The sequence below is a fragment of the Vibrio sp. 2033 genome (genome assembly GCF_033339735.1).
Genome location: NZ_JAWOVC010000006.1, coordinates 138,810 through 164,856, shown reverse-complemented (window position 1 = coordinate 164,856; position 26,047 = coordinate 138,810). Strand labels below are relative to the sequence as shown.

At 45.0% G+C, this 26,047-nt stretch carries 26 protein-coding genes; 6 read left to right on the top strand and 20 right to left on the bottom strand.

Annotated features, from left to right (window positions below; all coding sequences use genetic code 11):
- Window positions 1-27: 27 nt before the first annotated feature.
- From R7P74_RS10900 to R7P74_RS10885, 4 genes are all read right to left on the bottom strand, one after another.
- Entirely contained in the window at window positions 28-1,221 is a 1,194-nt protein-coding gene (locus tag R7P74_RS10900; RefSeq protein ID WP_005375095.1) for a glycine C-acetyltransferase, read from the bottom strand.
- A 212-nt stretch (window positions 1,222-1,433) separates the two neighbouring features.
- The gene (locus R7P74_RS10895; RefSeq protein ID WP_318122838.1) at window positions 1,434-3,764 is read right to left on the bottom strand and encodes a putative bifunctional diguanylate cyclase/phosphodiesterase; all 2,331 of its coding nucleotides are present in this window, start codon (window positions 3,762-3,764) and stop codon (window positions 1,434-1,436) included.
- Window positions 3,761-4,693, bottom strand: coding sequence for a transporter substrate-binding domain-containing protein (locus R7P74_RS10890; RefSeq protein ID WP_005375093.1), 933 nt, complete (start codon window positions 4,691-4,693; stop codon window positions 3,761-3,763). The genes R7P74_RS10895 and R7P74_RS10890 overlap by 4 nt, the downstream gene beginning before the upstream one ends.
- A 62-nt stretch (window positions 4,694-4,755) precedes the next feature.
- Window positions 4,756-6,165: an aminotransferase class V-fold PLP-dependent enzyme gene (locus R7P74_RS10885; RefSeq protein ID WP_005375092.1), complete on the bottom strand. Its 1,410-nt coding sequence runs from the start codon at window positions 6,163-6,165 to the stop codon at window positions 4,756-4,758.
- Window positions 6,166-6,706: 541 nt separating this feature from the next.
- Here R7P74_RS10885 and R7P74_RS10880 point away from each other — a divergent pair.
- A complete protein-coding gene (locus R7P74_RS10880; protein WP_104976434.1) occupies window positions 6,707-7,222 on the top strand; it encodes a superoxide dismutase family protein in 516 nt (171 codons plus the stop codon).
- A gap of 27 nt (window positions 7,223-7,249) precedes the next feature.
- Here the strand turns inward: R7P74_RS10880 and R7P74_RS10875 are convergent, their stop codons facing one another.
- The 4 genes from R7P74_RS10875 to R7P74_RS10860 all read right to left on the bottom strand — a co-directional run bounded on the left by R7P74_RS10875 (window position 7,250) and on the right by R7P74_RS10860 (window position 10,980).
- Window positions 7,250-8,623 (bottom strand): sensor histidine kinase, encoded by a 1,374-nt coding sequence (locus R7P74_RS10875; RefSeq protein WP_104976433.1) that lies wholly within the window; start codon window positions 8,621-8,623, stop codon window positions 7,250-7,252.
- Window positions 8,624-8,713: 90 nt separating this feature from the next.
- Window positions 8,714-9,445, bottom strand: coding sequence for a response regulator transcription factor (locus tag R7P74_RS10870; protein WP_017635499.1), 732 nt, complete (start codon window positions 9,443-9,445; stop codon window positions 8,714-8,716).
- Between the two features lie 146 nt (window positions 9,446-9,591).
- Window positions 9,592-10,287: a spondin domain-containing protein gene (locus R7P74_RS10865; RefSeq protein ID WP_005383999.1), complete on the bottom strand. Its 696-nt coding sequence runs from the start codon at window positions 10,285-10,287 to the stop codon at window positions 9,592-9,594.
- Window positions 10,288-10,296: 9 nt separating this feature from the next.
- Window positions 10,297-10,980 (bottom strand): spondin domain-containing protein, encoded by a 684-nt coding sequence (locus R7P74_RS10860; protein ID WP_005384002.1) that lies wholly within the window; start codon window positions 10,978-10,980, stop codon window positions 10,297-10,299.
- Between the two features lie 288 nt (window positions 10,981-11,268).
- On the opposite strand from R7P74_RS10860, the gene R7P74_RS10855 reads away from it, so the two are divergent.
- The 3 genes from R7P74_RS10855 (at window position 11,269) to gloA2 (ending at window position 13,144) form a co-directional block, all read left to right on the top strand.
- Window positions 11,269-11,742, top strand: coding sequence for a hypothetical protein (locus tag R7P74_RS10855; protein ID WP_258655881.1), 474 nt, complete (start codon window positions 11,269-11,271; stop codon window positions 11,740-11,742).
- A 77-nt stretch (window positions 11,743-11,819) separates the two neighbouring features.
- Entirely contained in the window at window positions 11,820-12,749 is a 930-nt protein-coding gene (locus R7P74_RS10850; RefSeq protein WP_033906703.1) for a LysR family transcriptional regulator, read from the top strand.
- 11 nt (window positions 12,750-12,760) lie between these two features.
- Window positions 12,761-13,144: an SMU1112c/YaeR family gloxylase I-like metalloprotein gene (gene gloA2, locus R7P74_RS10845; protein ID WP_053303870.1), complete on the top strand. Its 384-nt coding sequence runs from the start codon at window positions 12,761-12,763 to the stop codon at window positions 13,142-13,144.
- A gap of 51 nt (window positions 13,145-13,195) precedes the next feature.
- On the opposite strand, the gene R7P74_RS10840 is transcribed toward gloA2, so the two are convergent.
- The 6 genes from R7P74_RS10840 to R7P74_RS10815 all read right to left on the bottom strand — a co-directional run bounded on the left by R7P74_RS10840 (window position 13,196) and on the right by R7P74_RS10815 (window position 18,220).
- A complete protein-coding gene (locus R7P74_RS10840; protein ID WP_318122837.1) occupies window positions 13,196-14,635 on the bottom strand; it encodes a PepSY-associated TM helix domain-containing protein in 1,440 nt (479 codons plus the stop codon).
- Between the two features lie 154 nt (window positions 14,636-14,789).
- Complete coding sequence (locus R7P74_RS10835) at window positions 14,790-15,149, bottom strand: hypothetical protein (protein ID WP_080276971.1); 360 nt, start codon at window positions 15,147-15,149, stop codon at window positions 14,790-14,792.
- A 219-nt stretch (window positions 15,150-15,368) separates the two neighbouring features.
- Window positions 15,369-15,758 (bottom strand): cytochrome b562, encoded by a 390-nt coding sequence (locus tag R7P74_RS10830; protein ID WP_005375067.1) that lies wholly within the window; start codon window positions 15,756-15,758, stop codon window positions 15,369-15,371.
- A gap of 156 nt (window positions 15,759-15,914) precedes the next feature.
- Window positions 15,915-16,667: a phosphatase gene (locus tag R7P74_RS10825; protein WP_005375066.1), complete on the bottom strand. Its 753-nt coding sequence runs from the start codon at window positions 16,665-16,667 to the stop codon at window positions 15,915-15,917.
- 83 nt (window positions 16,668-16,750) lie between these two features.
- Window positions 16,751-17,197: an SRPBCC family protein gene (locus R7P74_RS10820; RefSeq protein ID WP_005375065.1), complete on the bottom strand. Its 447-nt coding sequence runs from the start codon at window positions 17,195-17,197 to the stop codon at window positions 16,751-16,753.
- Window positions 17,198-17,296: 99 nt separating this feature from the next.
- Window positions 17,297-18,220, bottom strand: a complete 924-nt coding sequence (locus tag R7P74_RS10815) for a DMT family transporter (protein WP_225473717.1) — start codon at window positions 18,218-18,220, stop codon at window positions 17,297-17,299.
- Between the two features lie 128 nt (window positions 18,221-18,348).
- Here R7P74_RS10815 and R7P74_RS10810 point away from each other — a divergent pair, with 128 nt between their 5' ends.
- Window positions 18,349-19,242 carry a LysR substrate-binding domain-containing protein gene (locus tag R7P74_RS10810; RefSeq protein WP_033906699.1) on the top strand — a complete coding sequence of 298 codons (894 nt, stop codon included), beginning with the start codon at window positions 18,349-18,351 and terminating at the stop codon, window positions 19,240-19,242.
- Between the two features lie 73 nt (window positions 19,243-19,315).
- Window positions 19,316-20,368, top strand: a complete 1,053-nt coding sequence (locus tag R7P74_RS10805) for a S1 family peptidase (RefSeq protein ID WP_225473720.1) — start codon at window positions 19,316-19,318, stop codon at window positions 20,366-20,368.
- Between the two features lie 16 nt (window positions 20,369-20,384).
- Here R7P74_RS10805 and fliJ read toward each other — a convergent pair whose 3' ends face one another.
- Genes fliJ through fliE form a run of 6 tightly spaced genes read right to left on the bottom strand, consistent with a single transcriptional unit; the run spans window position 20,385 to window position 26,042 of the window.
- Complete coding sequence (fliJ, locus tag R7P74_RS10800; protein ID WP_005384016.1) at window positions 20,385-20,825, bottom strand: flagellar export protein FliJ; 441 nt, start codon at window positions 20,823-20,825, stop codon at window positions 20,385-20,387.
- 24 nt (window positions 20,826-20,849) lie between these two features.
- A complete protein-coding gene (gene fliI / locus R7P74_RS10795; RefSeq protein ID WP_137283022.1) occupies window positions 20,850-22,196 on the bottom strand; it encodes a flagellar protein export ATPase FliI in 1,347 nt (448 codons plus the stop codon).
- Window positions 22,189-22,944 carry a flagellar assembly protein FliH gene (gene fliH / locus R7P74_RS10790; protein WP_064354936.1) on the bottom strand — a complete coding sequence of 252 codons (756 nt, stop codon included), beginning with the start codon at window positions 22,942-22,944 and terminating at the stop codon, window positions 22,189-22,191. Before fliH ends, fliI begins: the two co-directional genes overlap by 8 nt.
- A gap of 4 nt (window positions 22,945-22,948) precedes the next feature.
- Window positions 22,949-23,962 carry a flagellar motor switch protein FliG gene (locus R7P74_RS10785; RefSeq protein WP_005375048.1) on the bottom strand — a complete coding sequence of 338 codons (1,014 nt, stop codon included), beginning with the start codon at window positions 23,960-23,962 and terminating at the stop codon, window positions 22,949-22,951.
- Window positions 23,931-25,682, bottom strand: coding sequence for a flagellar basal-body MS-ring/collar protein FliF (gene fliF, locus R7P74_RS10780; protein WP_005384024.1), 1,752 nt, complete (start codon window positions 25,680-25,682; stop codon window positions 23,931-23,933). Before fliF ends, R7P74_RS10785 begins: the two co-directional genes overlap by 32 nt.
- A gap of 3 nt (window positions 25,683-25,685) precedes the next feature.
- Window positions 25,686-26,042 (bottom strand): flagellar hook-basal body complex protein FliE, encoded by a 357-nt coding sequence (gene fliE, locus R7P74_RS10775; protein ID WP_005375045.1) that lies wholly within the window; start codon window positions 26,040-26,042, stop codon window positions 25,686-25,688.
- Window positions 26,043-26,047 lie beyond the last annotated feature (5 nt).

The window sequence follows — 26,047 nt, the reverse complement described above, 5'->3', positions numbered from 1 at the left end:
AGGCCCTATTGTCTAAGGCCTAGAATCTTAAATAAGACCCATGTCCTTACCAACTTGGATGAACGCGTCGATTGCACGGTCTAGTTGCTCGCGAGAGTGCGCCGCAGACATTTGAGTACGGATACGTGCTTGACCTTTTGGTACTACAGGGAATGAGAAGCCGATTACGTAGATGCCTTTCTCCAGCGCACGCTCTGCAAATTCTGCTGCTACTTTTGCGTCGCCAAGCATGATTGGGATGATTGCGTGGTCAGCACCACCCATTGTGAAACCAGCGTCTTCCATACGAGTACGGAAGTGTGCTGCGTTTTCCCATAGACGATCACGTAGGTCACCGCTCTCTTCTAGTAGATCTAGAACGCGGATAGAAGCGCTTACGATTGCTGGTGCAACAGAGTTAGAGAATAGGTATGGACGAGAACGCTGACGTAGCCAGTCAATCACTTCCGCTTTACCAGATGTGTAACCGCCTGAAGCGCCGCCCATTGCTTTGCCTAGCGTACCAGTGATGATGTCGATACGGTCAACCACGTTGTGGTGCTCGTGCGTACCTGCACCAGTTTTACCCATGAAGCCAACAGCGTGCGAGTCATCAACCATCGTCAATGCGCCGTACTTCTCTGCAAGGTCACAGATAGCAGGAAGGTTTGCTACTACGCCGTCCATTGAGAACACGCCGTCCGTTACGATAAGAATGTGGCGAGCGCCCGCTTCTTTTGCAGCAATCAGTTGTTGCTCTAGCTCTTCCATGTTGTTGTTTGAGTAGCGGAAACGCATCGCTTTACATAGACGAACACCGTCGATGATTGACGCGTGGTTTAAAGCGTCAGAGATGATTGCGTCTTCTTTGCCTAGAATAGTTTCAAATAGGCCCGCGTTTGCGTCGAAACATGATGTGTAAAGAATCGTATCTTCTTTACCTAGGAACTTAGAAAGCTTCTGCTCAAGCTCTTTGTGGATGTCTTGCGTACCACAGATAAAACGTACTGAAGCCATACCAAAGCCGTGCTCGTCCATGCCTGCTTTACCCGCTTCGATAAGTGCCGGGTGGTTAGCAAGACCAAGGTAGTTGTTCGCACAGAAGTTTAGTACTTCTTCACCAGTAGAGATTTTAACAGCCGCTTGCTGTTGAGACGTAATGACACGCTCTGATTTGTAAAGGCCTTCCGCCTTTACTTCTTCGATTTGCTGCTGAATCTGTTGGTAGAATGCAGAAGACATTTGAAATTCCTTCCTAGTTATTTTGGCGAGTATTTACTCGTTTAGAATTAGGTTGAGCCTTTATGTGACGGGCGTCACGGGCTATCTCTCATCAATTAATTGTAGTGTAATTCAAGGAAGGAGGAAGGATTATACCTTAAGGTGGAAAAGCATTAATGAATCCTAGGCACAAATTCGATTAATGCTTTTCTATGAGGTTGTTATAAAAGGAATTATAGCCAGGTAGGCTTAGCCAAAAGTGCTTCAAAGTCCTTAGCAGGTAATGGTCGGCTATAGTGGAAACCTTGTCCGAACTCACAGTTTAGTTTTTTCAGGTAATCCACATGACGCTGTTCTTCGATGCCTTCTGCGACGATCTTAAGATCCAGCGCTTTCGCCATTGCTATGATTACGTTCACAAGCTCGCGATCGGAGTCGTTCTCGAACATATTTTGCATAAAGCTACGATCAATCTTTAAGCGGTCGAACGGAAACTTCTGCAAGTAACTCAGCGCAGAATAACCAGTACCAAAATCATCAATAGTAAGTTTGGTGCCTAACGCTCGTAAGTTATTAAGCATGTCTAATAGCTCAGAATCGTGATTGAAGAGGAGACTTTCTGTCACTTCAATATCGAACTTATCTGACGGAAGACCAGACTCCTCAAGGCTGTGTTTAATAAACGTAAGTAAGCGCTCGCAGTACCTAAATTGAACACTAGAAAAGTTTACAGAAACAAACAACGGAGTCAGACTTTGCCATTGTGCCGCTTGTCGACACGCTTGTTGAATAGCAAACTCACCAATTTGATGAATTAAACCATTTTTCTCTGCAATAGAGATAAACTCTTCAGGGTTTACAAATCCGTACTTGTCATCATTCCAACGCATTAGCGCTTCTGCACCTACGATTTTACCACTACTCAGCTCAATAATTGGCTGATAATACAGCTCTAACAACTGATTGGAGATCGCACTTCTCAGACGATTTTCCAGATCCAAATAGCGTTGCAAATCTTGGTTCATATTATGGTTATAAAAACAAAAGCCATCACGCCCATCTTGTTTCGCCCGATACATTGCCATATCTGCACATGCAAGAAGCTGCTCAGCGTTGTCTCCGTCATCCGGGAACACAGACATTCCGACGCTGCTACTCAAGAAGAATTCATGGTTGTTCCAAACAAACGGATCGTTAAACGCCGAAAGTACACTTGAAGCAACTCGCTTTGCAGTATCATTATCAGGCAAATCAGGGATGACGAGTAAAAACTCATCCCCACCAATTCTCGCCAATAAGTCTGTTTTTCTCGCGACTTGATACAGTCGCTGAGCACTGAGTTTAAGGATTTCATCCCCAACAAAGTGTCCCATTGAATCGTTAATCTGCTTAAAGTGGTCTAAGTCGATGAACATCACCAAAACTTTAGACCCACTACGCGATGCCCTAATTAACTCCAAAGCCAATCGCTCGGAACCATAACTACGATTAGGTAAATTGGTTAATGTGTCATATTTAGCTTGGAAGGCGAGTTCTTTTTCAGACGCTTTTCGACGTTCAATTTCGTTCGTTAATTTTTTATTCTGTTTAGAAAGAATATCTTTACGCTTTTTTTCTTCCTCAAGCTTAATTTTCAATTCAATCCTATTATTGTTCGTGATGAATGCATAACATAAAGCAATGACGATCATAACGGCGAGAATACTCAAACCAATAATAAAGAGCCGTGATGTAAATATATCTCGTTCACTCAAAGGCTCGAACCACGCCATCAATTTGAAGTGATGTTTATCCACAGGCACTTCAAAGTAAATTTTTCCGTCTACAGCCTCAGAAACGAAATAATTCTCATCCTTATTGTGAGAAGGTGTTTTATTTATGGTATCCCATACAACCATTTCCACGTCTTTTATTTTTAGCACCATTCGGCTATAACTATCTTCGTGTTCTTGGTTAGTAAGTTGGTCAATAACAATATTCTTATTAAGATCGGCAATTAAAAAGGCAACAGGCTTTCCGGAGAACTTAACTTGCTTAATGACTTGAATGCGAACGTCATCATTGTATCGCGTCGCACAAACCTCTTCGGGATGCCCGTGTTGAGTCATTAAGGTTTGTATGTCCATTTTGTGCTCGGCAAGGTTTTCAGATCCAGTGGTGACAATGGTGACTCCATCACTGCCTACCAGCGTGAGCTTCTTATAGATTTGGCTGCTATTAATTAGCTTACTGTCTATCTTCTCATCGAAGCGACGCTTTAAATTAATTAAACTTGCACCTAACCCATACTCCATTGACATACCAGAAGCTAAATTACCAAAGAATGTTTGTATTGTTTTATCTGTAGCTAAATTATCAACATCTTCACTCGCTATGGTAAATAAATTATCGAGTGTGCTTGCATAACTTTTTACTTTTAAATCTAGTTCTCTGTATTGAGATGCTTTTAATTTATTTTGACCTACGCTAGTCACAGTAATAAGCATAGCTAAGTAAATTGAAACTAATATTGCGCTTATTGTAATAAATCTTTTACTGGAAAATTTTTTAACGGCCTTATTCATCGGACTTTCTTTTTATCTTCTATAAAGTAATCGTTATAAAAGTAGTAAATAGATGGATAGTATTTTTTTACTAGTTTTTCGTATGAACCGTCTTTTTTTATCGAGTCTAAATAACGATCAAATGCTTTGCGTAATTCAGGGGAATTTTTACGGAATGCAACAGCCATTTTTTGATTTTCAGATATAGGGCCAATGACTTTTATTTCGCCCGGCCATTTTTCGAGGGCAATTAGCGTATCCGCAACATCTAATAATGTGCTTTCCGCATCATTTTTCATTATCGCTGGAACCATCTCATTAAGGAGACGCGCCCCATCAGGCAATATAACTTTTGCACCTGTGTCATATAAGTCATAAAGGTTAGGATCCAAGCAAGAATGTTCTAAAGCTAACACTTCGCGACCATCGATCAGCTGCTTGACGTTTTTAACATCTTCATCGACCGACCCACTTGGTTTAATCGGGCTCAGACTAGAGTCGGATCTGGAAACCAACCATACACCTGAAGGAAAATAATCCTGTGAAAAATCGACAACCTCAGAACGCCAATCAAGAATAGTAACGCCATTTGCGATCAAATCGCCTTCAATTGGAACACTTTCTCCGACAACAGCCTGCTTGTTGTGATATTGCACATTTTGCCCTGTCAACTTACCAACCACGTCGCTCCACTGTGCTGGAACATACTGGTACTGAACACCTAACGACTTGGCAAAACCTTTTATTATCTCTACATCCAAGCCAGTCAAAGTTTCCACTTCACCTTGTTCAATATAGGAGACAAAGTTAGCGTACGGGACACCAATGTGACGCAGTACACCGCGTTCACGGATTTGTTGTAAATCGTCTGACCAAGCGGCAGACGACGCAACAGAGGTAACCATGAGCGCCACCGTCGCTAAAGTTCTTTTGAATGTTATGACTGACATAATAATATCCTTACCTTTCACAAAGCGCCCAATAATGGGCGCTTGAGTGATAAACAACGATGTTAGAACGACGAGTAATACAAATTCGTCATCGCCACTACGAGCCCTTCCACATCTTGTTCGTCATGGAACAAATGCGTAGAGATACGCAGCGCGTAAGTATCAAAGTCATCATCCTTATGCAGCTTAAAGCTAGTCGTACGGATGATGTAACCATACTCTTCACGTAAACGATCTCGGAATTCCGTCAGTATCTCTTCATTAGTTACATCGGAGAACGGGTTAACCGTCGTTAAGCCACTGGTTAAGCCTTCCACGTTTGGTGAATACATTTTGGCTTGTGGTAAGTACTCTTGAAGCAAGGTTTTACATAAACTACCAAGGCTTACAACTCGCTCTTCGATACGGTCTCGACCAATCTCATCCCACATTTTGCAACTATCAACTAGTGCTTGTTTCGCAGGATAGTTATCGTTACCAATGTATTGCATTTGCAGCTGTTTACCTAGGTAATCAGCATGAGAAAGTGAGGAGTTGATCAACCATAACGGGTTCTCTCGGTCACTCCAATACTCATTCAAACGGTTACCGTTATCACGAACATACAGAATACCTGTCGCGCCCGGACCACACTGCCACTTATGACCAGATCCTGCATAGAAATCACAATCCATATCGTGGAAATCAAGGTCAAACATACCGACCGTATGCGCGCCATCAACAAGAGTAGGTACACCATACTCTTTTGCTAAAGCACAAATGGCTTTTGCTGGTAGCGCGGTTCCTGTTTTGTATGTGATATGAGAGAAAACAATTAGGCGAACGTTTTGATTCGCATCAAGCGCGTCTCGGAACGCTTGAATGTAATCTTGCTCAGAAACGTTTTCGGTACCAGTAAATACTGGTAGTTGAATTTCTACCACATCCACACCAAAACGATGTTTCGCTACGTTCATAGGTGATGTTGCAGCAATATGTTCATGGTGTGTCGTTAGAATCACATCACCTGGTTCAAAGTGTAAGCCATTAATGATCGAGCATAAGCCATCAGTAGTGTTGCGGCTGAGAATGATCTCTTCTGGGTTAGCACCAAAACCTGGTGCGACGTCTTTAACCATCTCTGAAACATAAGGCCAAGAGCCAAATTTGCCTTTCATATCCCAAGGATATTTAGCCACCAGCTTGTTGTTATGCTCGTAATCTTCAAGAACATGTTTTGGCATTGAACCTGTTGTACCAATGTTCATGTAAGTGGTTCGTTTGTCCAAAACGAACTGTCTTCGCACTTTACGCCAGAAGCGCTTATCGTGTTTTCTACCTAGCCCGCGGCTGCTCCAATCAATTTTCTGTTCTCGTGCTTGAGCTACGCCTGAGAAAGCGGAAGCACTCACACCAGCAACAACAGCTCCTGTTGCGCCTTTCAGAAAATTACGGCGGCTGCTATTAGTCTGAATAGATTCCTTGTCTTTCATCTTTTTCAATCCTTGTCGGAAATTAGCCATATTATTAATTTTAAGTGCGTAACTATCTGTTACTAAAACATTATTACCCATTACAATCAGAGTTTAATTTTTTCCTCTGCCATTAAGTGACTTTAGTTCCAATTTTTTATCTTATTTGATGATATAAGCAACAGTTTGACCACAAATCTATAAACAACAATGTTCACATTAATATATTCGTTAATTTGATTATTCTTTATTGCGGACAATTCCACCAAATTCTTTATAAAACAATTATGAGCTTTGTTATAAAGTCATTAAAAATTTAACTTTGCGTTAATTTAAAAATATTCAGGCTATTTTAAGATTGGCGTCTATTCTTTTTATATCTTAACGATCTCAACATGTTAAGACTAAATAAAAGAAAGCTGATTTCGGATCGAGATATCAGTTTAAGACCATAAAGTGATACACATCACTCTATGACATAAACTCACCGCTCAACATACATAAGTAAAACAGGTTTTCACTAATATGTGCTTGAGCGTACACCCAAAAAGAAGGAGGTCCCATGTTAAAAGGATTGCTATGCATTTCAGTTGCATCCGCTCTTGTCGCCGCCCCTAACGTGCTAGCAAAAACGGTAGAAATGACTGCTCTCAACACCAATGAGAGTGCGGGTACCATTGAGATTTCACAAAGTGATTATGGCGTTGTTTTTACGCCTCAATTATCAGGTTTGTCAGCAGGTGTGCACGGTTTCCATGTTCACACTAATCCATCTTGCGATAGCATAGAAAAGGATGACAAAACCGTATTAGGCGGCGCAGCAGGTGGCCATTATGATCCTAACAACACAGGGAAGCATGGCTATCCTTGGACCGATGACAATCATTTAGGCGACTTGCCTCCACTCTATGTGGACATGGACGGCAATGCCAATCAGCCCGTTGTCGCGCCTCGCCTAAAATTATCGGATTTAAAAGGTCGAGCGTTAATGATCCATGCAGGTGGTGACAATCACTCCGATCACCCAAGTAAGCTAGGTGGTGGTGGCGCTCGCGTCGTATGTGGTGTTATTGAATAAACATTAACTTATGTCTCACACTTCTCTTTAGATTGCGAGAAGTGTGAACTTCTGTTGATACTGAGAGGAGGTTGCATTGGTCTCAAGATAGCTGTGGTGAAGCATTAAGATCGATTGGACAATCTTCGTCCCGATCCCCAAAGAACCGCCCTCCGCTTCTTCCTCGATGTGATTGACGAAGGTAAAGTGGATACGCGACTTATCCTCACTCAAATGCGCTTGGCAATGCACTTCCGAGCCGATTGGGCTGTGGCGCAATGCATTTTCAAGCAGGTTCAATACCAACCTCTCCAATAGCCCCTTGTCACCCACAGTTTTGATTTCGCTATCGATATCCACTTTCAACACCACTTCTTTACGAGAAAACTGGCTCTGCATCGTTTCGGCACATTCTGCCATCAACACGCCAAGATCTACGGGGCGGTACTCGTAATTTGGCATTGGAGCTTCTTTGCGCGCAGCGTCTAACAAAGAATGTAATTGAGTTGAGAGCTTCTCACAATTTCGGAAAGCAACGTCAATCAAAGGGTCGGATTCCGGATGTTGCAAACGCCACGTTTCCAAATAGCCAAGCACGCTCGATAACGGCGTTTTTAAATCATGGCTAAGCTGCAACAAGCTTTGACGACGATGAGACGATTGATACTCCAACTGTAAAAACTGTTGCTGAATGTGCTTCGCCATCATCTGATAAGAGTGCGCAATCGGCACGAGCTCCGGTACTTGGTGAGTAAAATCAGGTTGCAGACGGAAATCATGTTCAGCTTGCTGTTGAAGTTGTTTGGTCACGCGCTCAATTGGGTTCAATAGGCTACGTTTCACAAGCACATAAGCCCCAAGAGCAAAGCCTAAAATGGACACTAAGACCAATCCTGCTAGCGCGATGTAAGGGGTATCAACTTGAGCATTGGCAATGGCGTCATGTCGGGTACTGCCAATCACCACGTAGAGATAACCGACCGTAGAGCCTAATTCCTCTATCGCCGCGACAGAAAAGACTTTGTGCTCACCACGATTACGTGGGTCTTCACCCAAAATAGGAAAAGGTTGGTCATTTAAGAATTGCTTAATGGGATTGAGATCCACCTTCCCCATGATCTCCGCCCCTTCCGGCGCTGCATGAGTGGTGATGTTACCTTGGCTATCGAGGAAGTAGATTTCAAAATCAGGGCCGATCAGCATGAGCGTATGAAAGATCGACTTAAGCGCTTTAGGGTTGTAATCCGTACCGATCATCAGTGGATTATCATCACGCATGTGGCTAGCTAGCTCTTTATGCAGGCTTTGCTTAGTGCGTAACTCAATGGTTTCTTTTTGCCAATTGTAAGTCAGTGCAATCACCACCGCCGCGAGGCAGAACCACAAGCTAGTAAATACTACCAAGCGAGATTTGAAGCTCATCCTATCGCCTCCTTAAACAGCGATGTTTTTTCAACACCCGTGATGATTGAAAAATGACGGTGAAAACAACTGCCGACTTACTTTCTTGCATTAGTGTCTTGGCTGAAACTTATATCCAACACCCCAAACAGTTTGAATGAAGTGATGATCAGAATCAGACAACGACAACTTGCTGCGTAAACGGTTAATGGTGCTACACACAGTGTGGTGATAACCAGAATGACTGGTGTTCCAAACGTGATCGAGCAATTCATCTTTACTGTAGACTCTGCCCGGACGAGTCGCGAGAAACTGCAGCAAAGTAAACTCTGTCGCGGTAAGAGTGACGTCTTTGTCGTTTAGGGATACTTGGTGCAACTCCGGAATGATTCTCAGCGGACCAAAATCCATCGCATCATCGAGGACTTCATTTGCTACTTTGACTTCTGCGGTTTGGCTGACTCGGCGTAGCACGTTTCGCACTCGTGCTTGGAATTCTAATACGCTAAATGGCTTGGTGATGTAGTCATCAACGCCCGCTTCTAAGCCGTCTACCTTGTCCATTTCACCGTCTCTGGCTGTCAGCATGAGCACTGGGCTCCAATCTTGTTGCTGACGCAAATAATGGCAAATGTCTAGACCATCACCATCTGGTAAACCTCGGTCAAGGATCAATAAATCAAAGGGTTGTTGCTGGTATTGCGTTTTAGCATCGGCGACATTTGTGGCTCGCGATACTTGGTGTCCTTGAAACTTGAGATGCATCTGAACCAGTTCTGCCAAATCATCGTCATCTTCCACCAACAAGATGTTCGCGACTAAATTGATTGCCTGTTGTTCCATGGTCCTTTCCTTGCCTTCGAGTATCCTCACTTTGCACATGACCGGAACAAATTAGAAATTCTTTCAAAAAAGGTTCCGATGACGCCATGAGGGATAAAGCGCTCGGCTACAAGCGCTTTGGAAAGGAGACGTCATCGGAGCCTGTGTTACTCGACTCGAGTGATGGTGACTTTCGCACCTGGGTTCAAGAAACGATGGTTCGCAGAAAGTGCTGAGTTTGCTAATCCGTCATCTTGGCTAACAACACCCGCATGGAATGCAACAACGTCATTGCTGTCATTACGTGCGGCATTGAAACCCTCACCGCCACCTGCTGGGCCCGGAATGGTTGCGGCAAGCTCATCGTTTAGCTCTGTACCGGAATCCCAAACGTTCATGCTCATTTCATAGCTTTCACCCACTGCGAGCGATTTGAGCGATAGCCCCGTTTCGCCAACAAAGGCATCATTGGTATTCACAAACATAGACGCCACAGACAAGTAACCGTAACGACTAGGGTCAACCGTGATGGTGACTTCGTCCGATGCACCCGGCAACACCAATCCATTGCCCGAAATACCTTGGTAAACACTGTCATTGCTGTTCATCAACTCAATCAGCTCAGCGTTACTCCCGCCTTCAGCAAGGTGCTCAAGTTCAACGGATGCGGCTTGACCAATTTCAAACAATTGGTAGTCACCATTGTGAGTGAGTACAGCAAGCGGAGACATAGGTTGATTCGCAGTCAAGTTCGCCACGTTGACGGTGTAGCGGTAAGATTTCACTACATCGTTATCATCATCGCTTGGACAACCGGCGAGTAAGCCGACTGAAGCTGCTACGAGTAAGATTCTGTATTTCATACATCCCCCTTACTTCACAACAATTGTGATGGTTGCAACTGGGTTTAACCAACGATGGCTACTGCTGTCTAGGTCACTGATGCCACCGGTTGGATCGCTATCACCAAGGTTACCCGGATGCACGTGGACTTTGTCGTTAGTTACCGTTGCTTCAACGCCTGTGCCGCCAGTACCAAAGGTAATGAAAGGTGGGTTTGGCATGCTAGACGCAAGTTCATCGTTCGCTTCTGTACCGGCATCGTAACTTCTTAGCGTTGCTCGGTATGTACCCGCTTCCGTTGGAATCTTCCAGCTATCTAGACCGACGAAACCGTCATTGGTTGGCAGCAACATCGCGCTCAGAGAAAGATAACCGTGGTCGCCACTATCCAAGGTGAAGGTGGTTGCAACACCTGGATTCAAAATGCCACCAGCAGGGTTCTCAACCACCGCACCACCAGCGTTACCAATCACACTAGCAAGCCCAGAGATATCACCACCTTCTGCCATTGCTTCTAGTTCTGGCGTTGCTGCTTGACCCGTTCTGAACATTTGAAGATCAGAGCCATGTGCAGCAACAATAAGTGGCGTAAAGTAGATGCCTTTGGTTGCGTTTGTCACGGTGATTTCCAATTCCGCCGCATTCACTGATGCAGAGCCTAGTGCCATAGCTACTGAAGTCATGACGAGTCCGAGTTGGGTACGTTTTTTCATTGTGATTCCATCCTTTAATGAGGGTTGAACTACCCAAGCCCATGTGTACGGCTTTACTTCTTTGTTCGTGACTTGAGTAGGTTAAGCATTACGTTTCGAACGTTTTGCGTTCTTGCCTCTAAGAATGACGAGCAAATCTATCAGCAACTTCATCGAATTCTCATAAAATTCTCACAAGTTCTGTTCGAATTCTGTCAGCAGCACTTTTTTACTCTTAATCAGCTATTTACACGTCGCGCTTTCCCCTCCTACAATGCGATATTCCCTGTTTAAATCACGATTCTCACCATGATTCATAACGTTCTGTCTGCCTACTATGGCGAAATCTACGGCATCGCTTTTTTCAACCACTACTTGAGCCATTACGCCCAAAGTGAACAACAAACACTGTGGCAAACCTTGATTGAAGTAGAAGAACTCACCGCAGAAAAGCTCAAATCGGTACTGCTGACAAATGGCATGGATATCGAAAGTCGACACCAAGAGATGCTAGATAAAGGCTTGGCAGACGCAACCAAGTGGATTGGTTTACCATGGCAAGAGTTGGTAGCGACTCTTTTGAAGTGGGTAGAACCTTATGAGGTTAAGTATCGAGAGTGGCATGAAGAAGTGAAAGCTTCACAGCAGTATTCAATCGCTGAGCGAGAAGCTATCGAGTTAATTGCAGACCACGAAACGGCCATTTATCACTGTTGGCAGCAATACCATACTGGTGAATCTGGCTTGCCTGCACTCAATGCATTTTTGGCAAAATATCGTTAAAGCGAGACGGTGACACTTGAACCTCGTGAAACCGTACCAGACAATGTCGTTATTCCGCTGCGCAGAACTGAACAATTATGGTTAATCCAAAACTCATTGCCCTACTTCCTGATCTTGCTTCGTTTATCTTAGTGGTAAACGAAGGCAGTTTTACCGCTGCAGCCAAACAACTCGGCGTGACGCCATCGGCTTTAAGTAAGTTGATCACACGATTAGAGCAAGCCCTCTCGGTCAAACTGTTTGAGCGCACGACTCGTAAGTTGATCATCACTCAAGCAGGGCAAAAGGTTTACGACCAAAGCATCGCAATGGTGAATGCCGCACAGCAAGCCGTTGAGCTATCTGCGGAAGATCATGCCGAGCCAACAGGCGCACTCACAGTAGCAGCCCCTGAAGCATTTCTTAATTCGGTGCTTCAACCGTTTGTGTTGCCATTCCTAGAACGTTATCCAAATATACAGCTTAAGCTGCGTGCAGCAGATGGTGAGATCGATCTGTTCCGCCAAGGAATTGATGTCGCATTTAAGCTCACCGACAAACCCGATGAGAACCTGGTCCTCAAAGAGATCAGCAAGACCAACCTTGTTTTGTGTGCCTCTCCAGATTACCTAGCCAAACACGGTATGCCTGAGCACCCAACCGAGCTTGAGCAGCACGACTGTATTTACCTTGCCGAGAACGACAAAGACAACATCTGGTCGTTCTTTAAAGAGGAAGCGTTCCACTCGATTGCAGTAAGTGGACGCTACGCCGTCAACCATTCTCAAATGCGCTTGAACGGGGTTAAGTCTGGCTTGGGAATTGGGATCTTCCATGATTTCGTGATCAAAGACGCGTTAGAGCAAGGAGAAGTGGTGGAGGTTCTGCCGGATTGGATGATCAAGAGTAACTATCATGGCGCTATCGCGATGCAGTATGCGCAAACCAAATACATGCCCGCTCGTCTGCGTGTGTTTATCGACTTCGTTAAGGAGCATTTAGTCTCCGAGGATACTAACCATGCTTGAAGAGGCTAACCATGTTTAATGCCATTCATCACGTCGCGATCATTTGCAGCGATTACCCAAAGTCAAAACGCTTTTACACTGAAGTGTTAGGACTGAAAGTCATTGCCGAGAACTATCGTGAAGCCAGAGACTCCTACAAGCTTGACCTCGCTTTACCTGACGGCAGTCAAGTTGAACTGTTTAGCTTTCCGGGCGCACCAGAGAGACCGAGCTTTCCTGAAGCGCAAGGGCTACGGCATCTCGCTTTTTTGGTTGATGATGTTGAACAAGTGAAAGCCTACCTAGAATCGAATGATGTTGAAGTTGAGCCAATTCGTATTGACGAATTCACAGGCAAAGCCTTTACCTTCTTCCAAGATCCAGATGGCTTACCGCTGGAAATTTATCAGAAATAAAAAGAGCCAGCACTTCGCTGGCTCTTTTACTATTCCACTCTTTGTCTGTTACTAATTCAACGCCGTTTTCAGCTTCTCGACGCGGTTGAACAACAGCCAATCCAGTGCGAGAACCGTAACAATTGCCAAACCGCCCATCGGGAACGCCAAGCACAGTACGACTAACGTTGCCAAACCAAGCTTCCAAATGCCATCTTGCTGAAACTTAGGTGGTGCCCCTAATGCAGCACTGCGACTTGGTCTACGAATCCACCACATCACCACACCTGTGATTGAGATTAAGATGAACGCCAAACAGAACACCACGTTGAGCACTTTGTTAAGCACACTGACATCACCTTGGTGCAATGAAACACCTGCCGCCATGAACTTGGCAAATACGCTGTAATCTTGCCACGTGACGTCCACCAACAAGCGACCGGAATATTGGTCAAAGTGGCTGGTGCGATCTTGTCTTGGGTCGGAGATATCACCACCCATGGAGTTAGCTGCAACGGTGTAAACGCCCGTCTCAGAGCGTGGCAAAAACAGCTTATAACCAGTGAAGCCCATCATTTCAGCCTTGAGGATGATATCATCAATGGAGAGCGCATCATGGTTGCCTGCGTATGCCATATCTTCCTTCATATTGGCATGATCATGAACGGGCTTATCTTTCGATTCTGGCACAGCAGCAAGCTCTAAGTTCCATGGCATCTCTTCTGAAGCACCGTGGTTAAGATCTTTATGTGTCAGTGTGGATTCCGGTTTCTCACCCCATGTGTAATAGGTTGGGAAGGTATTCCAAGCTTGCACCATTTTCGCGCCCCAGATCCCTGCCCACGACAAACCTGAAATCAAAAAGAACAACAGAACAATCGACAGCACACCACCTAAATTCGCATGCAGGTCACGCATCAAAATCCGAGGGCCATTGTTAAAGCGAATTTTCAAAAAGCCAGCGCGGCTGGCGTTGTCTCTCGGTACCCAAAGGTACAAACCAGACACCAACAGCAAAATCCCCAGACTTGCGGCGATTTCAATTAAACGGTCGCCTAGGTCGCCAATGAGCAGCGTACCGTGAATGCTGCTCATCAGTTCATAGATGCTATCACCACGGTCAATGGTGCCTTGCACGTCTCCTGTGTAGGGATTTACTGCAACAATCAGTGAGCTGCCTTCTTGGTTTTGAATCGAGAATCGGTTGGCAATATCGACCGCTTTAGCAGGTACAAATTGAGTGACATTAAAATCGGGATACGCCTGCTTTACGGTTTCCAATTGTGCAGAGACAGGAACCATTTGCTCTTGTGGTGAAATTTGTAATGTCGCTTCGTATCGAGCCAGTTCGATTTCGTCATCAAACAACATCACCAACCCAGTGACGGAAAGCATCAGCATAAATGGAATGACGAACAAACCTGCGTAGAAGTGCCATCGCCACGTCATAAAGTAGATGGATTTTGCGCGTGAGGCTTCCTTGAGTTGAGGCTTTGCCGAGTTTCTCAACATGTGTATTTTCCTTTTTTCATTGTTGAACACCCAAATTCAGCCAAACGCGTCCTGCACATACGTATTCGTATGCGGCGCTATTTGACTTAGATTCGGGAGTACCACTGCTCGAAGTGGCAGTGTTGTTGGCTTTATTTACTTGTAATTGTTTTCGTTATGAGAAAAGGGAAACTGGCGGCGCTCTAGGAACTGGTGTTTCAAATCGCACACTTAGAGCCAAATAAGCGTAGCTGTCAGAAGTCACCAAGCTCTGTCTTGAAAGTATCGGTGTCGTTGGAAGTGTATCGTGATGAAAAGTCGAGAAGTGGCTAAACGGACAAGGCTTGCCTTTGTGGCTGACCGAATTGTCGCCCTCTTCTATTTGGACCAACTCAAATCCGTTAAGCGTACATAGCGTCGCCCACACGCCCATGCTGTTACCATGAGCATTGATAACAGGCATCAGCGTCACTAGCACCCAACTGAGAGCACTAGCAAATAACATCGAGCGGTAAAAGGGAATTAATCTACGCATAACGGTGACTTAACAAATTTCACACAGCGTAACCAATTTTGAGTGATAGCTCAAAAAACAGTATCAATAAGTGGTTGCTACCTCACAGGTTTTCTTGAATGCATCGATTGACAGGCGCAAAAAAGCCCGCCGAAATGGCAGGCTGATAATGTGTTCATTCATTACTTAGAGATAACGCGTAATCCACTGCCACGAGCAAATGCTCCGCTCAGTAGATAATTAGCCGAACAACTTGCTCCAAATGCTTGGATTGCGCTTGTCGTGGTACTCTTCACGAAGGCTATCGATTTCACGCAGTTGGTCTTTTGCTTCTTGTAGCTTGCCCGCATCAAGATCCGCTTCAATCTTATCTAGCGTTACCGTCAGCTTGTTAAAGCCTTCTAAGTAAGTATCAAACTTCTCTGGTGGGTAATTACCACGCTTAGATTGTTCAACAATCGCTTGCAAGCTATCAATCGCAGATTTCATGGTTTCGACATCAGATGCTTCTGCCGCCTGTTTGAATTCCATCTTCATCTGTTTCATGTTTTGTTTTAAATCAACCGCTTCTGCCATTGCGTATGTTGAGCCAAACGCAATCGCACACCCTAGGACTAAAGGACGTAACATTTTTCACTTCTCCATTTATAGTGCCGAATTCTGTGTCGGCTTTATTCACCCAAATAACCTACGCCATAAGAGGCGAAAAACTAGCTTAGTTGAGTATTTCCGGGTCGCAGTGTAAAGCAATCTGGCGTCGGGTGCATACCTTAAATGTAATCAAGTTTATGCGTTGAGAATGCTGTCATATTCTGCAATTGGTTTACGGCCTCTCAAAGCTAAGAAAGACAAAAACTGCTGAGCGGTGTGAGTAATCACTTTCTTGCTATCAATACCCACTTTGTCCATTAACTCTCCAACCAAATCCAGATTACCAACATCGTGACAGAAATGCGCGTCACTGCCCGTGGTGAAGAAAACACCAAGATCTTTCCCGATTTGTGCAATCTCGTGGCAACGGTCTACGCTGCCTACTCGGCTGTTGCCTTTCAGCGTGGTGTTATTAATTTCAATCGCGACATTGTGCTCTTTCGCGCACGCTAAAACGGTCTGAAAATCAAAGTCGAAATTTGGATTACCAAGATGACCGAGCGCATCAATACGACCACTCTGAATGACATTAACAAGTGCTTCCGTGTGAGTTTGCTTGTTTGCAGGACGAAAAACGGGTTCATGAAAACTCGCGATCACCCAATCTAAGTTGCGGTCCACACTCAGTGGAATATCAATGTCGCCTTCGGTATTCATAATGTTAGATTCAACGCCACGAATAATCGCAACGCCTTCAAGAAAGCGAGGCAGAATTTTCTGGTTCGAGAAGAACCAGTAATGAGGCGCACCCGGCATTGATTCTGCGTGATCGGTCGTGCAGAACATATCCAGCCCGTTCTCTTTTGCCAACTTTGCATTTTCAATCAAGGTACTGTACGCGTGACCACTTGCGTACGTATGTGTATGGGTATCAACTTTAAATTCCATCATCCACTCTCTTAGGTGCGCTATCTTGCGTGCTATTGTATACCTTCAGGCAACGCATCGTCAGCCCAAGATAAGCAAGAACCCTAAGCTTGCTCTTCACTAATGGCTTTTATCAAGGGTAAAGCTTTTTCCCATCCGTGATTAAACATGGAAACAAAGTCGTTGTGAGTATGAATGGTAACATTGAGTAGTAAACGATCGTTGTTGGTATCGATCTGGTAGATCTCTCGCGATCCGATCCACCTAGATGCTAGGTCAGCATCGAGTTGTTGACGATTATCCGGATTAAAAATGGCAACATGATGAAATTCAAGTTTTTGAAGCGGTAGCACCGTATCTATGATCGCCCTTGTCCCGCCCATATCTGGATCAAAAAAAGTGATGCCACCTCCTTCTTCCCAAGCTCCTTCAAATTGAGACTGCGGTGAAAAGGCTTGTGCCCAACGTTTATACAACTCAACATCGGTTAGCACTTCCCACACTCGTTGCGGTGTCGCCGAAATTTCGACGTAATAATTTAGCGTAAGCATGATTTCTCTCCCTGAACCTTTCTTGACGCTAGCCCATACTCAGGAAAAATCAAACCACACGACCAATTTATCTACCTGCCCCCTTCATTTTCCGACAGACTAAGAAGTTCTCGCTTGTAAACCGCCACTGCGATGCGCCGTAAAACGAACCCAACATGTGTTCAGTATGATTGCGAGCACTATTAAACTCATCCCAACAATTTGACTTTGACTCATTCGGTCTTCAAAAAACAGGCTCTGCCAAACCGCAGTGAACAATAAGTTAGTAAAAATGAGTGGCGCAAGTTGAGAGCCACTGCTTGCCAGTTTATATGCTTTGGAGCGAAAAACTTGGGTGTTAATGATCATCAGAGACATCATACCGATCCACAGCGTATTTGAAGAAATCTCAGGCGCAATAACACTCATATTAAGTAACACGTCGAAGTCGTTAAACAAAGTTAGCGGCAACAGAAATACGGCAGCAAAACCAAACGCCCAAAAGTTGATTTCTAGCGGCGACATATTTGTTTTACTCACTTTATATAACGTAAGCTGAGAACCAGAATTGAAGAGTCCACCAGCCAAGCCGAGCAATAAATCCGCTCGCCATGTAATCTCACTTCCACCGCCCGCCAACATAACCACACCAGTGAACGCCATTGCTAAAGCCGCCAATGTTGAAACACGAATGCGCCCCCTCATGAACAGCTTTTCAACCAAGGGAATAAATAATGGGCCAGTAGCAAACAAAACGACCCCCTCAACGAGCGTTAACGTTTGTAATGACGCGATAAAGCAAAGTTGTGACAAACCGATACAAAGAGCACGCAATAAAATAGGCTTTAGCGTGCCCGCTTTAGGAAAGGTAAGGTTTTTCACACGAAGTAAGATAAGCAAGATAAGCGCAGGCACCAAAAAACGTAAGAAGCTAAATAGTGTGACGGAAAGTTCGCCTGACAACTGCTTTGCTAACAGTCCAGTAACAGATAAGCTTAACGTAGACATCAACATGAAAAGGATAGATTTATTTACAGCATTCATTCAATACTCCTTAATATATGGAGCATTTTAAAAGACATCACTTATCGTAAATAGCGAGTAATATTAACCATTGATGTAAGAAAAACTTACAGTTTAACTTATCTATCACCAGCTACGGTTTTTAAATTATGCGGAAACTAGTCCCCTTAAAGTCCATCTACGCATTTGTTGCAGTAGCTGAGTCTGGCAGCATGACAGAAGCAGCACAGATATTAAGTGTAAGCCACTCAGCCGTAAGTCAGGCAATTAAATCGCTGGAGAGTCAAGTCAACAAGCCTCTGTTTGATCGCATAGGCAGACAAGTTCAACTCAATGCGGACGGTAAGAAGTATTACAGAAAGGTGGCACCCGCTTTAGAGCAAATTGTCGATGCAACGGAAGCACTCATCCAAGATCAGAATTTGCAACGTGTTACGCTCAATATGGTGAATTCATTGGCTCTTCACTGGTGGATTCCTCGAATGTCAGATTTACAAGGGTTTGCTCCTCAATTAGACGTTCGTTTATCAAACCTGTCTGGCAGATTCAATTTAGAACAAGAAGGCATCGACGCGGCTTTGGTGCATGGAAATCCCGAAGAATGGCAGGATTACTACTGCGAAAAGCTCAGTGAAGATGAACTGGTTTTGGTGTGCAGTCCTGAATTGATAGCGAAGACAAAGGACTCAAACATCACTCAACTCTTAAAGCAGTATCCCATCATTGAAGTTACTAACGAACGAAGAAAAAATGACTGGAACGTGTGGCTGGACGCGACGGGTATCCAGCGACCTAAAAATAAAAAACCAATCACTTTTAACATGTCGATACAAGCCGTCCAGGCCACAACTCGTCGTTTGGGGTTATTGGTCACTCATCGCTTGTTTGTGAAGGATGACATCAAATATGGTCAGCTAATCGAGCTGGGTGAACCCGTCATTAATCCTCATCAACAGCTTTACTTTGTATGCCCGCCACACAAGCTAAAGCTTGAATCGTTTCATCTGTTGCGATCTTGGCTACAACAATCATTCAACTATTAGAAACTTTTGTTAAGCACATTCACTGAAAAACTAGTATAAAGTTAGAGGAGCACTTTTCATCCAAGGATGGTTTATGAAGCAGTATCAAATATGGCTAAGCGCACTCTGTTTTGCAGTATCTTTGAGTGCGACCGCAGAAGCAGAAAATGATAACCGCCTTTCAGAACAAGGGATCTCCACGGCAATTATTGGAGGGCAGCAGGCGACCCAAAACCAACTTCCTTTTTTTGCACGTCTTATTCTACATAAAACTGGCGCTAATCAGTTTGCCAATATTTGTGGGGGAACCATTGTAAACGACCGTTTCATTTTAACTGCGGCTCACTGCGTAGAACCAAGCGTTTTCACTGACGGGTGGACAATCAACGATCTACGAGTGCTAGTCAAAAACCCTACGATGAATGACGTGTTTGTTGAAGAATTCAAAGATGTTCGCTCTATCACGATTCATCCTGATTATGTGCCTAGCGATTTATGGATTAATGACATCGCTGTCCTTGAATTGACTCGCCCTATTACCGATAACGTTCAATCCATCACTTTACCGCAAGACTTTGGAGACTACAGCAGCAAGACGGTTTATCAGATATTCGGTTTAGGTCAGACCTCGACTAGTGATGAAAACGGGCCAAACTATTTACGCTGGGCAGAAGTAAAACCCCTTACCGACACCCAATGCGCTTCGCTGGTAACAGGGTTTAATGCTCAGGAAAGTTTGTGCGCGAATGGATTTCCTGAGCGAAGCTACACTGGTATCTGCCGCGGTGACTCAGGCGGTCCTCTCACTTATCAAGACAATAATGGCATGTATCAGCAAATCGGTATTGTTAGCTATGGTTCTTCTGTTTGTGAATCTGCTGCGATTCCGAGTGTGTTTACTGAGGTTCTAAATTATACAACGTGGATTGAAGCCCAAACCAGTTCGGGAGTGAAAACTCGTTATAACGCCCTCCTAGCAAGTACAGAAGATTATCATAGTGAAGGCGATTCCGGCTTTGAACCAGAAGATACTAACACGTCGGGCTTTGACGATAACGGCAGCGGCGGTGGTCTCGGATCAGGGTTGATCATGCTTGGAGGCTGGTTTGGTTGGCTAAGACACCGCAGAAATGATTCACGCTCCTAGTTGCGTCAACAAGACATCATAATATCTTGCGCTTAACGCGAGAGTTAATGATGTCTTCAATCATCTTTTGCTCTTTTTTCGCTTTTTCATAGTTCTGCTTAGTACGCCAACGCTCAAGCACTTTTTCTAACCCTTGAACGCGTGCGTGCTTGTGTTCTAGTGTTTTCTGTACAGATGCACATTCCGCTTGCATAACGGCTTGCTCTTGCTCGTGGTGACGAAGCATTCTTTGTAGCATTTGGTCAACACGATTAAAGTTCATCAAAGCCGCGCTCGTCAGCGTCGGGCCGGTTCGGGTTGATTGTCCAGCGTGGCCTTTCAACGCCGATAACTGTTCCAATTGCATTGAAAGATGGGAGTGACGCTGACGCATGGCATCAAGTTGTTGACCCACACGATCACGCTGTTTTTCTTCCATTTGCTGTAACTTGCCTACGGCTTTTAACTTGGATTTCATTTCAGCCTTGTCACTCCCATTTGATTAAGCATTTTGAAAAAGCTGCGCAAGCTCGGTCAAACTGGTTGGGTAATCTACAGACTCGTTGGCAGCTTGTTGTAGATATGCACGCAAGTTTGGGTACATAGCAACTGATTGATCTAACTCAGGATCTTGTCCTGGTTGATAACCCCCTAATGGCAGTAACTCTTTAACCTGAAGGTAGTTGGAGTACATTTGACGGAAGTTATTCGCAATCGTGCTGTGTGCGTCCTGCGTACAAGTATTCATACAACGGCTAATAGACGCGTTGATATCTATCGCGGGATAATGCCCTTGCTCAGCTAGTTGACGCGATAAAACAACATGCCCATCTAAGATGGCGCGCGCGGAATCCACGACAGGATCTTGTTGGTCGTCCCCTTCTGCCAATACGGTGTAAATTGCCGTTAAGCTACCATGTTGATTTTCACTGTTACCCGCTCGCTCTAGGAGTTGAGGTAACACGCTGAAGACAGAAGGCGGATAACCACGAGAAGCTGGAGGCTCACCGAGCGAAAGAGCGATTTCGCGCTGTGCCATGGCGTATCGGGTTAGAGAGTCCATCAGAAGTAGAACGTCTTTGCCTTGGTCTCGGAAATACTCTGAAACGCGATGACAAAGTAGTGTCGCTCTTAACCTCATTAGCGGGGATTCATCAGCAGGAGCCGCGATAATGATCGCTTTCTTGCGCGCTTCTGGGGTTAAGTTTCTCTCGATGAACTCACGTACTTCTCTGCCTCGCTCACCGATAAGCCCGACCACAATTACATCGGCCTCCGTGTTTTTGGTGATCATCCCCATTAACACACTTTTACCGACGCCACTGCCAGCCATCAAACCAATACGTTGGCCTTTGCCTACCGTCAATAGTCCATTAATAGCACGCACGCCTACGTTGAGTGGTGTATCAACTGGGCGTCGCTTCAGTGGGTTAATCGGTTTTGGTTCAAGTGAAACTCGATCTCCCCCCTTAAGCGGTGCCCCATCATCTAACGGCTCACCTAAACCATTCAGTACGCGTCCTAACCACTGAGAGCTTAGCTGCACGGTACTGTCACCATCAAGAGGGATGACTTTTGCACCTGCAAACAGACCGCCTAAACGGCGGATAGGCATGAGGTAAGCAATAGTGTGTTCAAAACCCACAACTTGCGCTTCGATCATATCGCCTTCCGCGGTTTCTACGAGACAACGCTGCTCAAGCTTAAACCGACACCCTACGGCTTGTAACATTAGGCCGTTTACTTTTATCAATCGCCCTGTTACGCGAGCAACAGGGATTGAATCGAGCGAAGCCAAGGCTTCGCTCAAACGCTCACTTAATAGTTCATGGCTTAGGGTATTACTCATGCTCAGACTCTACCTGTGGAATACTGACTTCATCCAAAAGGTGTTGCTTTACATTGTCCATACAGGCTTCCAAGCGAGAGTCGCAGCTCGCATCCGCTTCTGCGTCATCAGTCACTAACTGACAGCCACCAATAGGAAGCTCCGTATTAGGGACCAGTTTCCAAGATTGCGGCAAATCAGCATTGATGTGAGTAATGCGCTCTAAATCTTGCGGATTTAAATGCACAGTTACTGTTTCCGCTTTACCAGGCATGGCAGACAATGTCTCGTCCACCAAAGCTAGGATCTGCTGAGGCATTAAAGTGAGCTCGGCACGAATCACTTGCTGAGCTACCTTTTGTACCAGTTCACAAATCATATGACGTTGTTGCTGCTCTTTTTCATCCTGCCAACGAGAAAGGGCGTGAAAAAGTTCATTGACAGGCTTCGCCGCCTCCAAAAAGCCTTGCTTTCCAGACTGCTCACCGGAAACAAAGCCTTTTTGGAAACCTTCTTTTTGGCCTTCCAACAGACCTTGTTGCTTGCCCTGTTCGATACCTTGGCGTAAGCCTTCCTCATGTCCTTGTTGCAAACCTTGTTGAAAACCTTCTTCAAGTTGCTGTTGGATATCAATTTGAGGTTCTTGCCAGCCTTGGTTATCTAGCCCGAATTCGTCTTCGATAGTCTTAGGTTGCGCTAAAGGAGGAAAACGGTGTAAACGATACCCGCTCGGAGGCAATCGCATAGTACTTGATTTTATCTCTAGCATGACCTTACTCCACCGTTGGCTCTTCATAGAGAAGCAGCTGAACTTCACCAGATTCATCCAGCTCACGTACCATTTGCATGATGTCTTGACGTGCTTTTTGAACTCGACTTAACGCAACAGCGCCGCGTGCGTCCATGTCATCTTCTAGCGCTTTCACCATACGTTGCGGCATTGAACGCTTAATAGCTTGTTGTAAGGTAATATCGGAACCTTTTAGCGCAACTGCCCACAACTCTAGCGGGATTTGCTGCACCAACATGTCCATAGTTTCTTCGCGTTGTCGGCCAAGAACCATAAAGTCGAACATGTTTTCTTCAATTGCATTAACAACATCTTCATCATGCAACTTCAGCATTTCCATCAATGAACCACGGTCACCTTCAAAGCGGTTAATGATATCTGCTGCTTGTTTAACACCTGATAACGGCGTGCTTTGACTTGCGGATACTTTTTCGATGCAACGCTCAACGAGTTCATGCAAATCAACGGCAACTTGATGATCGATATCTTGCAATTGAGCAATACGGAACAAGATTTCGTCATGGTAATCTTGTGGCAAGTGCTTCAATACCGCTGAAGAGCTGTCTGCTGGCAAATACGCTAGAAAAATTGCTTGCATTTGTGGGTGCTCGTTCACAATGAAACGAGCGAGAGTTTCTGCTTCCACCCACTGTAAGCGCTGCATATTGTTGCGAATTTCATCGCCATATAAGGTATTTAATAACCCTTTTGCCAAATCGTTACCCAATGCTTTACGCAATGTATTAGATAGGTATTCCTTCGAGGCTCCTCGAATACCGCTGTGCTCACGGAAATCTTCAAAGAAAGTTTGAATAACACCACGAGCAGAATCGCTCTTAATGCCATTTAACTTCGCCATTGCACGAGTCACACGCTGGGTTTCATCACGGCTAAAGTGTTGCAAAACCTTCGCTGCGGCATCCTCGCCCATGCCTAATAGCACGAGCGCGGTTTGTTCAACATAACTAAGCGTCTGCTTTGATAGAACTGTGTTCATTGATGTTTACCCATTGTTTCAGTATTTCGGCTACGCGCTCTGGCTCTTCATTAGCAATAAGCTGTAGGTGTTTCAATTGAATTTCTAATGGCGAACCTGCTGGTGGTAGCATGTCGCTGTTTACATCTAAACCTGAAGAGGCTGAGATGCCTTTTTCAGATAGGCGGCGATCAAGTACTTCTTCATGCTCGCGTTCTTCACGCGTTTGCAAGTTTTCGTAGTCAGGCTCTTCCTGAGGCTCAGCAAAATTTAGCTCAGGCACAGGTTTATCAACGCCAGTTAGGTGCATGATTAATGGACGCAGTACGAAGAAGATCATCGCCAAGCCTAACAAGCCACCAATAACGTAGCGTATTGGCTGCTGTACTGTAGGGTCTTGCCACCACGGCAGTGCAGGAGGAGCATCAATTTCGATTGGGGTGAAGTTGAAACTCATTAAACTTAAGCTGTCACCTCGTGTGGCAGAGATACCAACAGCATCCATGATCATGTTTGAGATTTGCTCTTTATCGGCTTCACTCCACGCCACACCATCTGGCGAAGCTTTGGAGTTCAACAGAACCGATACACTAAGCTTTTCTATTTGGCCTTGTTGGTATTGAGTACGACGAACACTGCTCCCTACAGCATATTGACGATTCACTTCAGATCGCGCATTCGTGTTTTGGCTATCGTTCGTTTCCACTTCACCAGATCCTGTCACTGGCGGTTGGTTACTTAGAGAACCAGGAACACCCAACGCAATTTGATCAACCGAGTTGTTATGAATGGTGTGCTCATTACGCACAACCGGTGCGTTATCCAAAATTTCTTGTGTTTCTTCAACTTGGCTAAAGTCCAGATCGGCAGCGACTTGTACTCGGAAGTTACTCGGCCCCACAATCGGCGTAAGCATATCTGCTGCGCGTTGGATGATCTGTTTTTCAACACTCTTCTGGTATTCAAGATATTTCGCATTTACTTTACCAGCTTCCGCAGAAGCGACATCCGCACTAAGAAGACGGCCATACTGGTCAATGACAGAAACAAATTCTGGCTTCATTGCCGTGACACTGCCGACCACTAGGTTAATGATCGCTTCAACTTGTTCAGGCTTTAAGTCTTCACCAGGTTTGAGCTCAAGCATGACAGATGCTGAAGGATTCTCACTGTTTTGGCGGACGAATAGAGTTTGACGAGGTATTGCTAAATGAACACGCGCGTTCGCTACTGAGTTCAAAGACATGATAGTACGTACTAACTCACCTTCTAAACCATGACGATAACGCGCCGTTTCCATAAATTGGCTCGTACCAAGAGAGCTATCTTCCTTGAGCGAATCCAAACCTGTCGGCAGCTTAGCTTTAACACCTTTTGATGCAAGCAACATGCGTACCTTCGCAACCTCACCTTCTGGTACAAGAACTTGTCCATTTTGCTCTTGCATGCGGTAGCTTACGCCTTCGCTTTCTAATACCGACACAATTTCGCCGATATCAAAACGCTCTTGCTGGCTATATAGCGGACGAAAGCTCTGCGAGGAACTCCATAGTGCAACCACAATAATCGCTGCAACAATCGCAGCTAACACCGCAGATAGCACTAAGTTTCTCTGACTGCTAGACCAGATTTGCTTCAGCTTCGTTGTCACATCGTCCATGCCGTTGGCAGTAGAAAATGTCTGTGCTGTGCCGGTAGCCATAGCTGTGTTTCCGGCGACTTGGGGGGTTAGTTCTGACATGAATTACACCGGCATCTTCATAATATCTTCAAATGAGGTCACGACTTTGTTGCGCACTTGCATCAAAGCATTAAAGGACAAGCTGGCTTTTTGGCTCGCGACCATTGCACCAACTAGGTCATCACTTTTTCCTGTTTCTACGGCCGTCATTTTTTGACTAGCCACTGATTGATGTTGATTCACTGTATCCAACACATTTGTCATCGCTTGTGAGAACGATAAAGGTGCGTTTAGTGATTGTTGATCTAAAGGATTTGCACTCACGATAAACTCTGGCGGCTGCACTTGTGCCTGCATCGCCTGCATTTTTGACAACATAAGTTGCTCTGCCGAGACCGCATGAGTAGGTTGACTTGCCATCTATT

Bases quoted from the DNA above. Each gene is read 5' to 3' on its own strand.
- R7P74_RS10900 (WP_005375095.1), bottom strand. From the start codon at position 1,221: ATGTCTTCTGCATTCTACCAACAGATTCAGCAGCAAATCGAAGAAGTA.
- R7P74_RS10895 (WP_318122838.1), bottom strand. From the start codon at position 3,764: ATGAATAAGGCCGTTAAAAAATTTTCCAGTAAAAGATTTATTACAATA.
- R7P74_RS10890 (WP_005375093.1), bottom strand. From the start codon at position 4,693: ATGTCAGTCATAACATTCAAAAGAACTTTAGCGACGGTGGCGCTCATG.
- R7P74_RS10885 (WP_005375092.1), bottom strand. From the start codon at position 6,165: ATGAAAGACAAGGAATCTATTCAGACTAATAGCAGCCGCCGTAATTTT.
- R7P74_RS10880 (WP_104976434.1), top strand. From the start codon at position 6,707: ATGTTAAAAGGATTGCTATGCATTTCAGTTGCATCCGCTCTTGTCGCC.
- R7P74_RS10875 (WP_104976433.1), bottom strand. From the start codon at position 8,623: ATGAGCTTCAAATCTCGCTTGGTAGTATTTACTAGCTTGTGGTTCTGC.
- R7P74_RS10870 (WP_017635499.1), bottom strand. From the start codon at position 9,445: ATGGAACAACAGGCAATCAATTTAGTCGCGAACATCTTGTTGGTGGAA.
- R7P74_RS10865 (WP_005383999.1), bottom strand. From the start codon at position 10,287: ATGAAATACAGAATCTTACTCGTAGCAGCTTCAGTCGGCTTACTCGCC.
- R7P74_RS10860 (WP_005384002.1), bottom strand. From the start codon at position 10,980: ATGAAAAAACGTACCCAACTCGGACTCGTCATGACTTCAGTAGCTATG.
- R7P74_RS10855 (WP_258655881.1), top strand. From the start codon at position 11,269: ATGATTCATAACGTTCTGTCTGCCTACTATGGCGAAATCTACGGCATC.
- R7P74_RS10850 (WP_033906703.1), top strand. From the start codon at position 11,820: ATGGTTAATCCAAAACTCATTGCCCTACTTCCTGATCTTGCTTCGTTT.
- gloA2 (WP_053303870.1), top strand. From the start codon at position 12,761: ATGTTTAATGCCATTCATCACGTCGCGATCATTTGCAGCGATTACCCA.
- R7P74_RS10840 (WP_318122837.1), bottom strand. From the start codon at position 14,635: ATGTTGAGAAACTCGGCAAAGCCTCAACTCAAGGAAGCCTCACGCGCA.
- R7P74_RS10835 (WP_080276971.1), bottom strand. From the start codon at position 15,149: ATGCGTAGATTAATTCCCTTTTACCGCTCGATGTTATTTGCTAGTGCT.
- R7P74_RS10830 (WP_005375067.1), bottom strand. From the start codon at position 15,758: ATGTTACGTCCTTTAGTCCTAGGGTGTGCGATTGCGTTTGGCTCAACA.
- R7P74_RS10825 (WP_005375066.1), bottom strand. From the start codon at position 16,667: ATGGAATTTAAAGTTGATACCCATACACATACGTACGCAAGTGGTCAC.
- R7P74_RS10820 (WP_005375065.1), bottom strand. From the start codon at position 17,197: ATGCTTACGCTAAATTATTACGTCGAAATTTCGGCGACACCGCAACGA.
- R7P74_RS10815 (WP_225473717.1), bottom strand. From the start codon at position 18,220: ATGAATGCTGTAAATAAATCTATCCTTTTCATGTTGATGTCTACGTTA.
- R7P74_RS10810 (WP_033906699.1), top strand. From the start codon at position 18,349: ATGCGGAAACTAGTCCCCTTAAAGTCCATCTACGCATTTGTTGCAGTA.
- R7P74_RS10805 (WP_225473720.1), top strand. From the start codon at position 19,316: ATGAAGCAGTATCAAATATGGCTAAGCGCACTCTGTTTTGCAGTATCT.
- fliJ (WP_005384016.1), bottom strand. From the start codon at position 20,825: ATGAAATCCAAGTTAAAAGCCGTAGGCAAGTTACAGCAAATGGAAGAA.
- fliI (WP_137283022.1), bottom strand. From the start codon at position 22,196: ATGAGTAATACCCTAAGCCATGAACTATTAAGTGAGCGTTTGAGCGAA.
- fliH (WP_064354936.1), bottom strand. From the start codon at position 22,944: ATGCTAGAGATAAAATCAAGTACTATGCGATTGCCTCCGAGCGGGTAT.
- R7P74_RS10785 (WP_005375048.1), bottom strand. From the start codon at position 23,962: ATGAACACAGTTCTATCAAAGCAGACGCTTAGTTATGTTGAACAAACC.
- fliF (WP_005384024.1), bottom strand. From the start codon at position 25,682: ATGTCAGAACTAACCCCCCAAGTCGCCGGAAACACAGCTATGGCTACC.
- fliE (WP_005375045.1), bottom strand. From the start codon at position 26,042: ATGGCAAGTCAACCTACTCATGCGGTCTCGGCAGAGCAACTTATGTTG.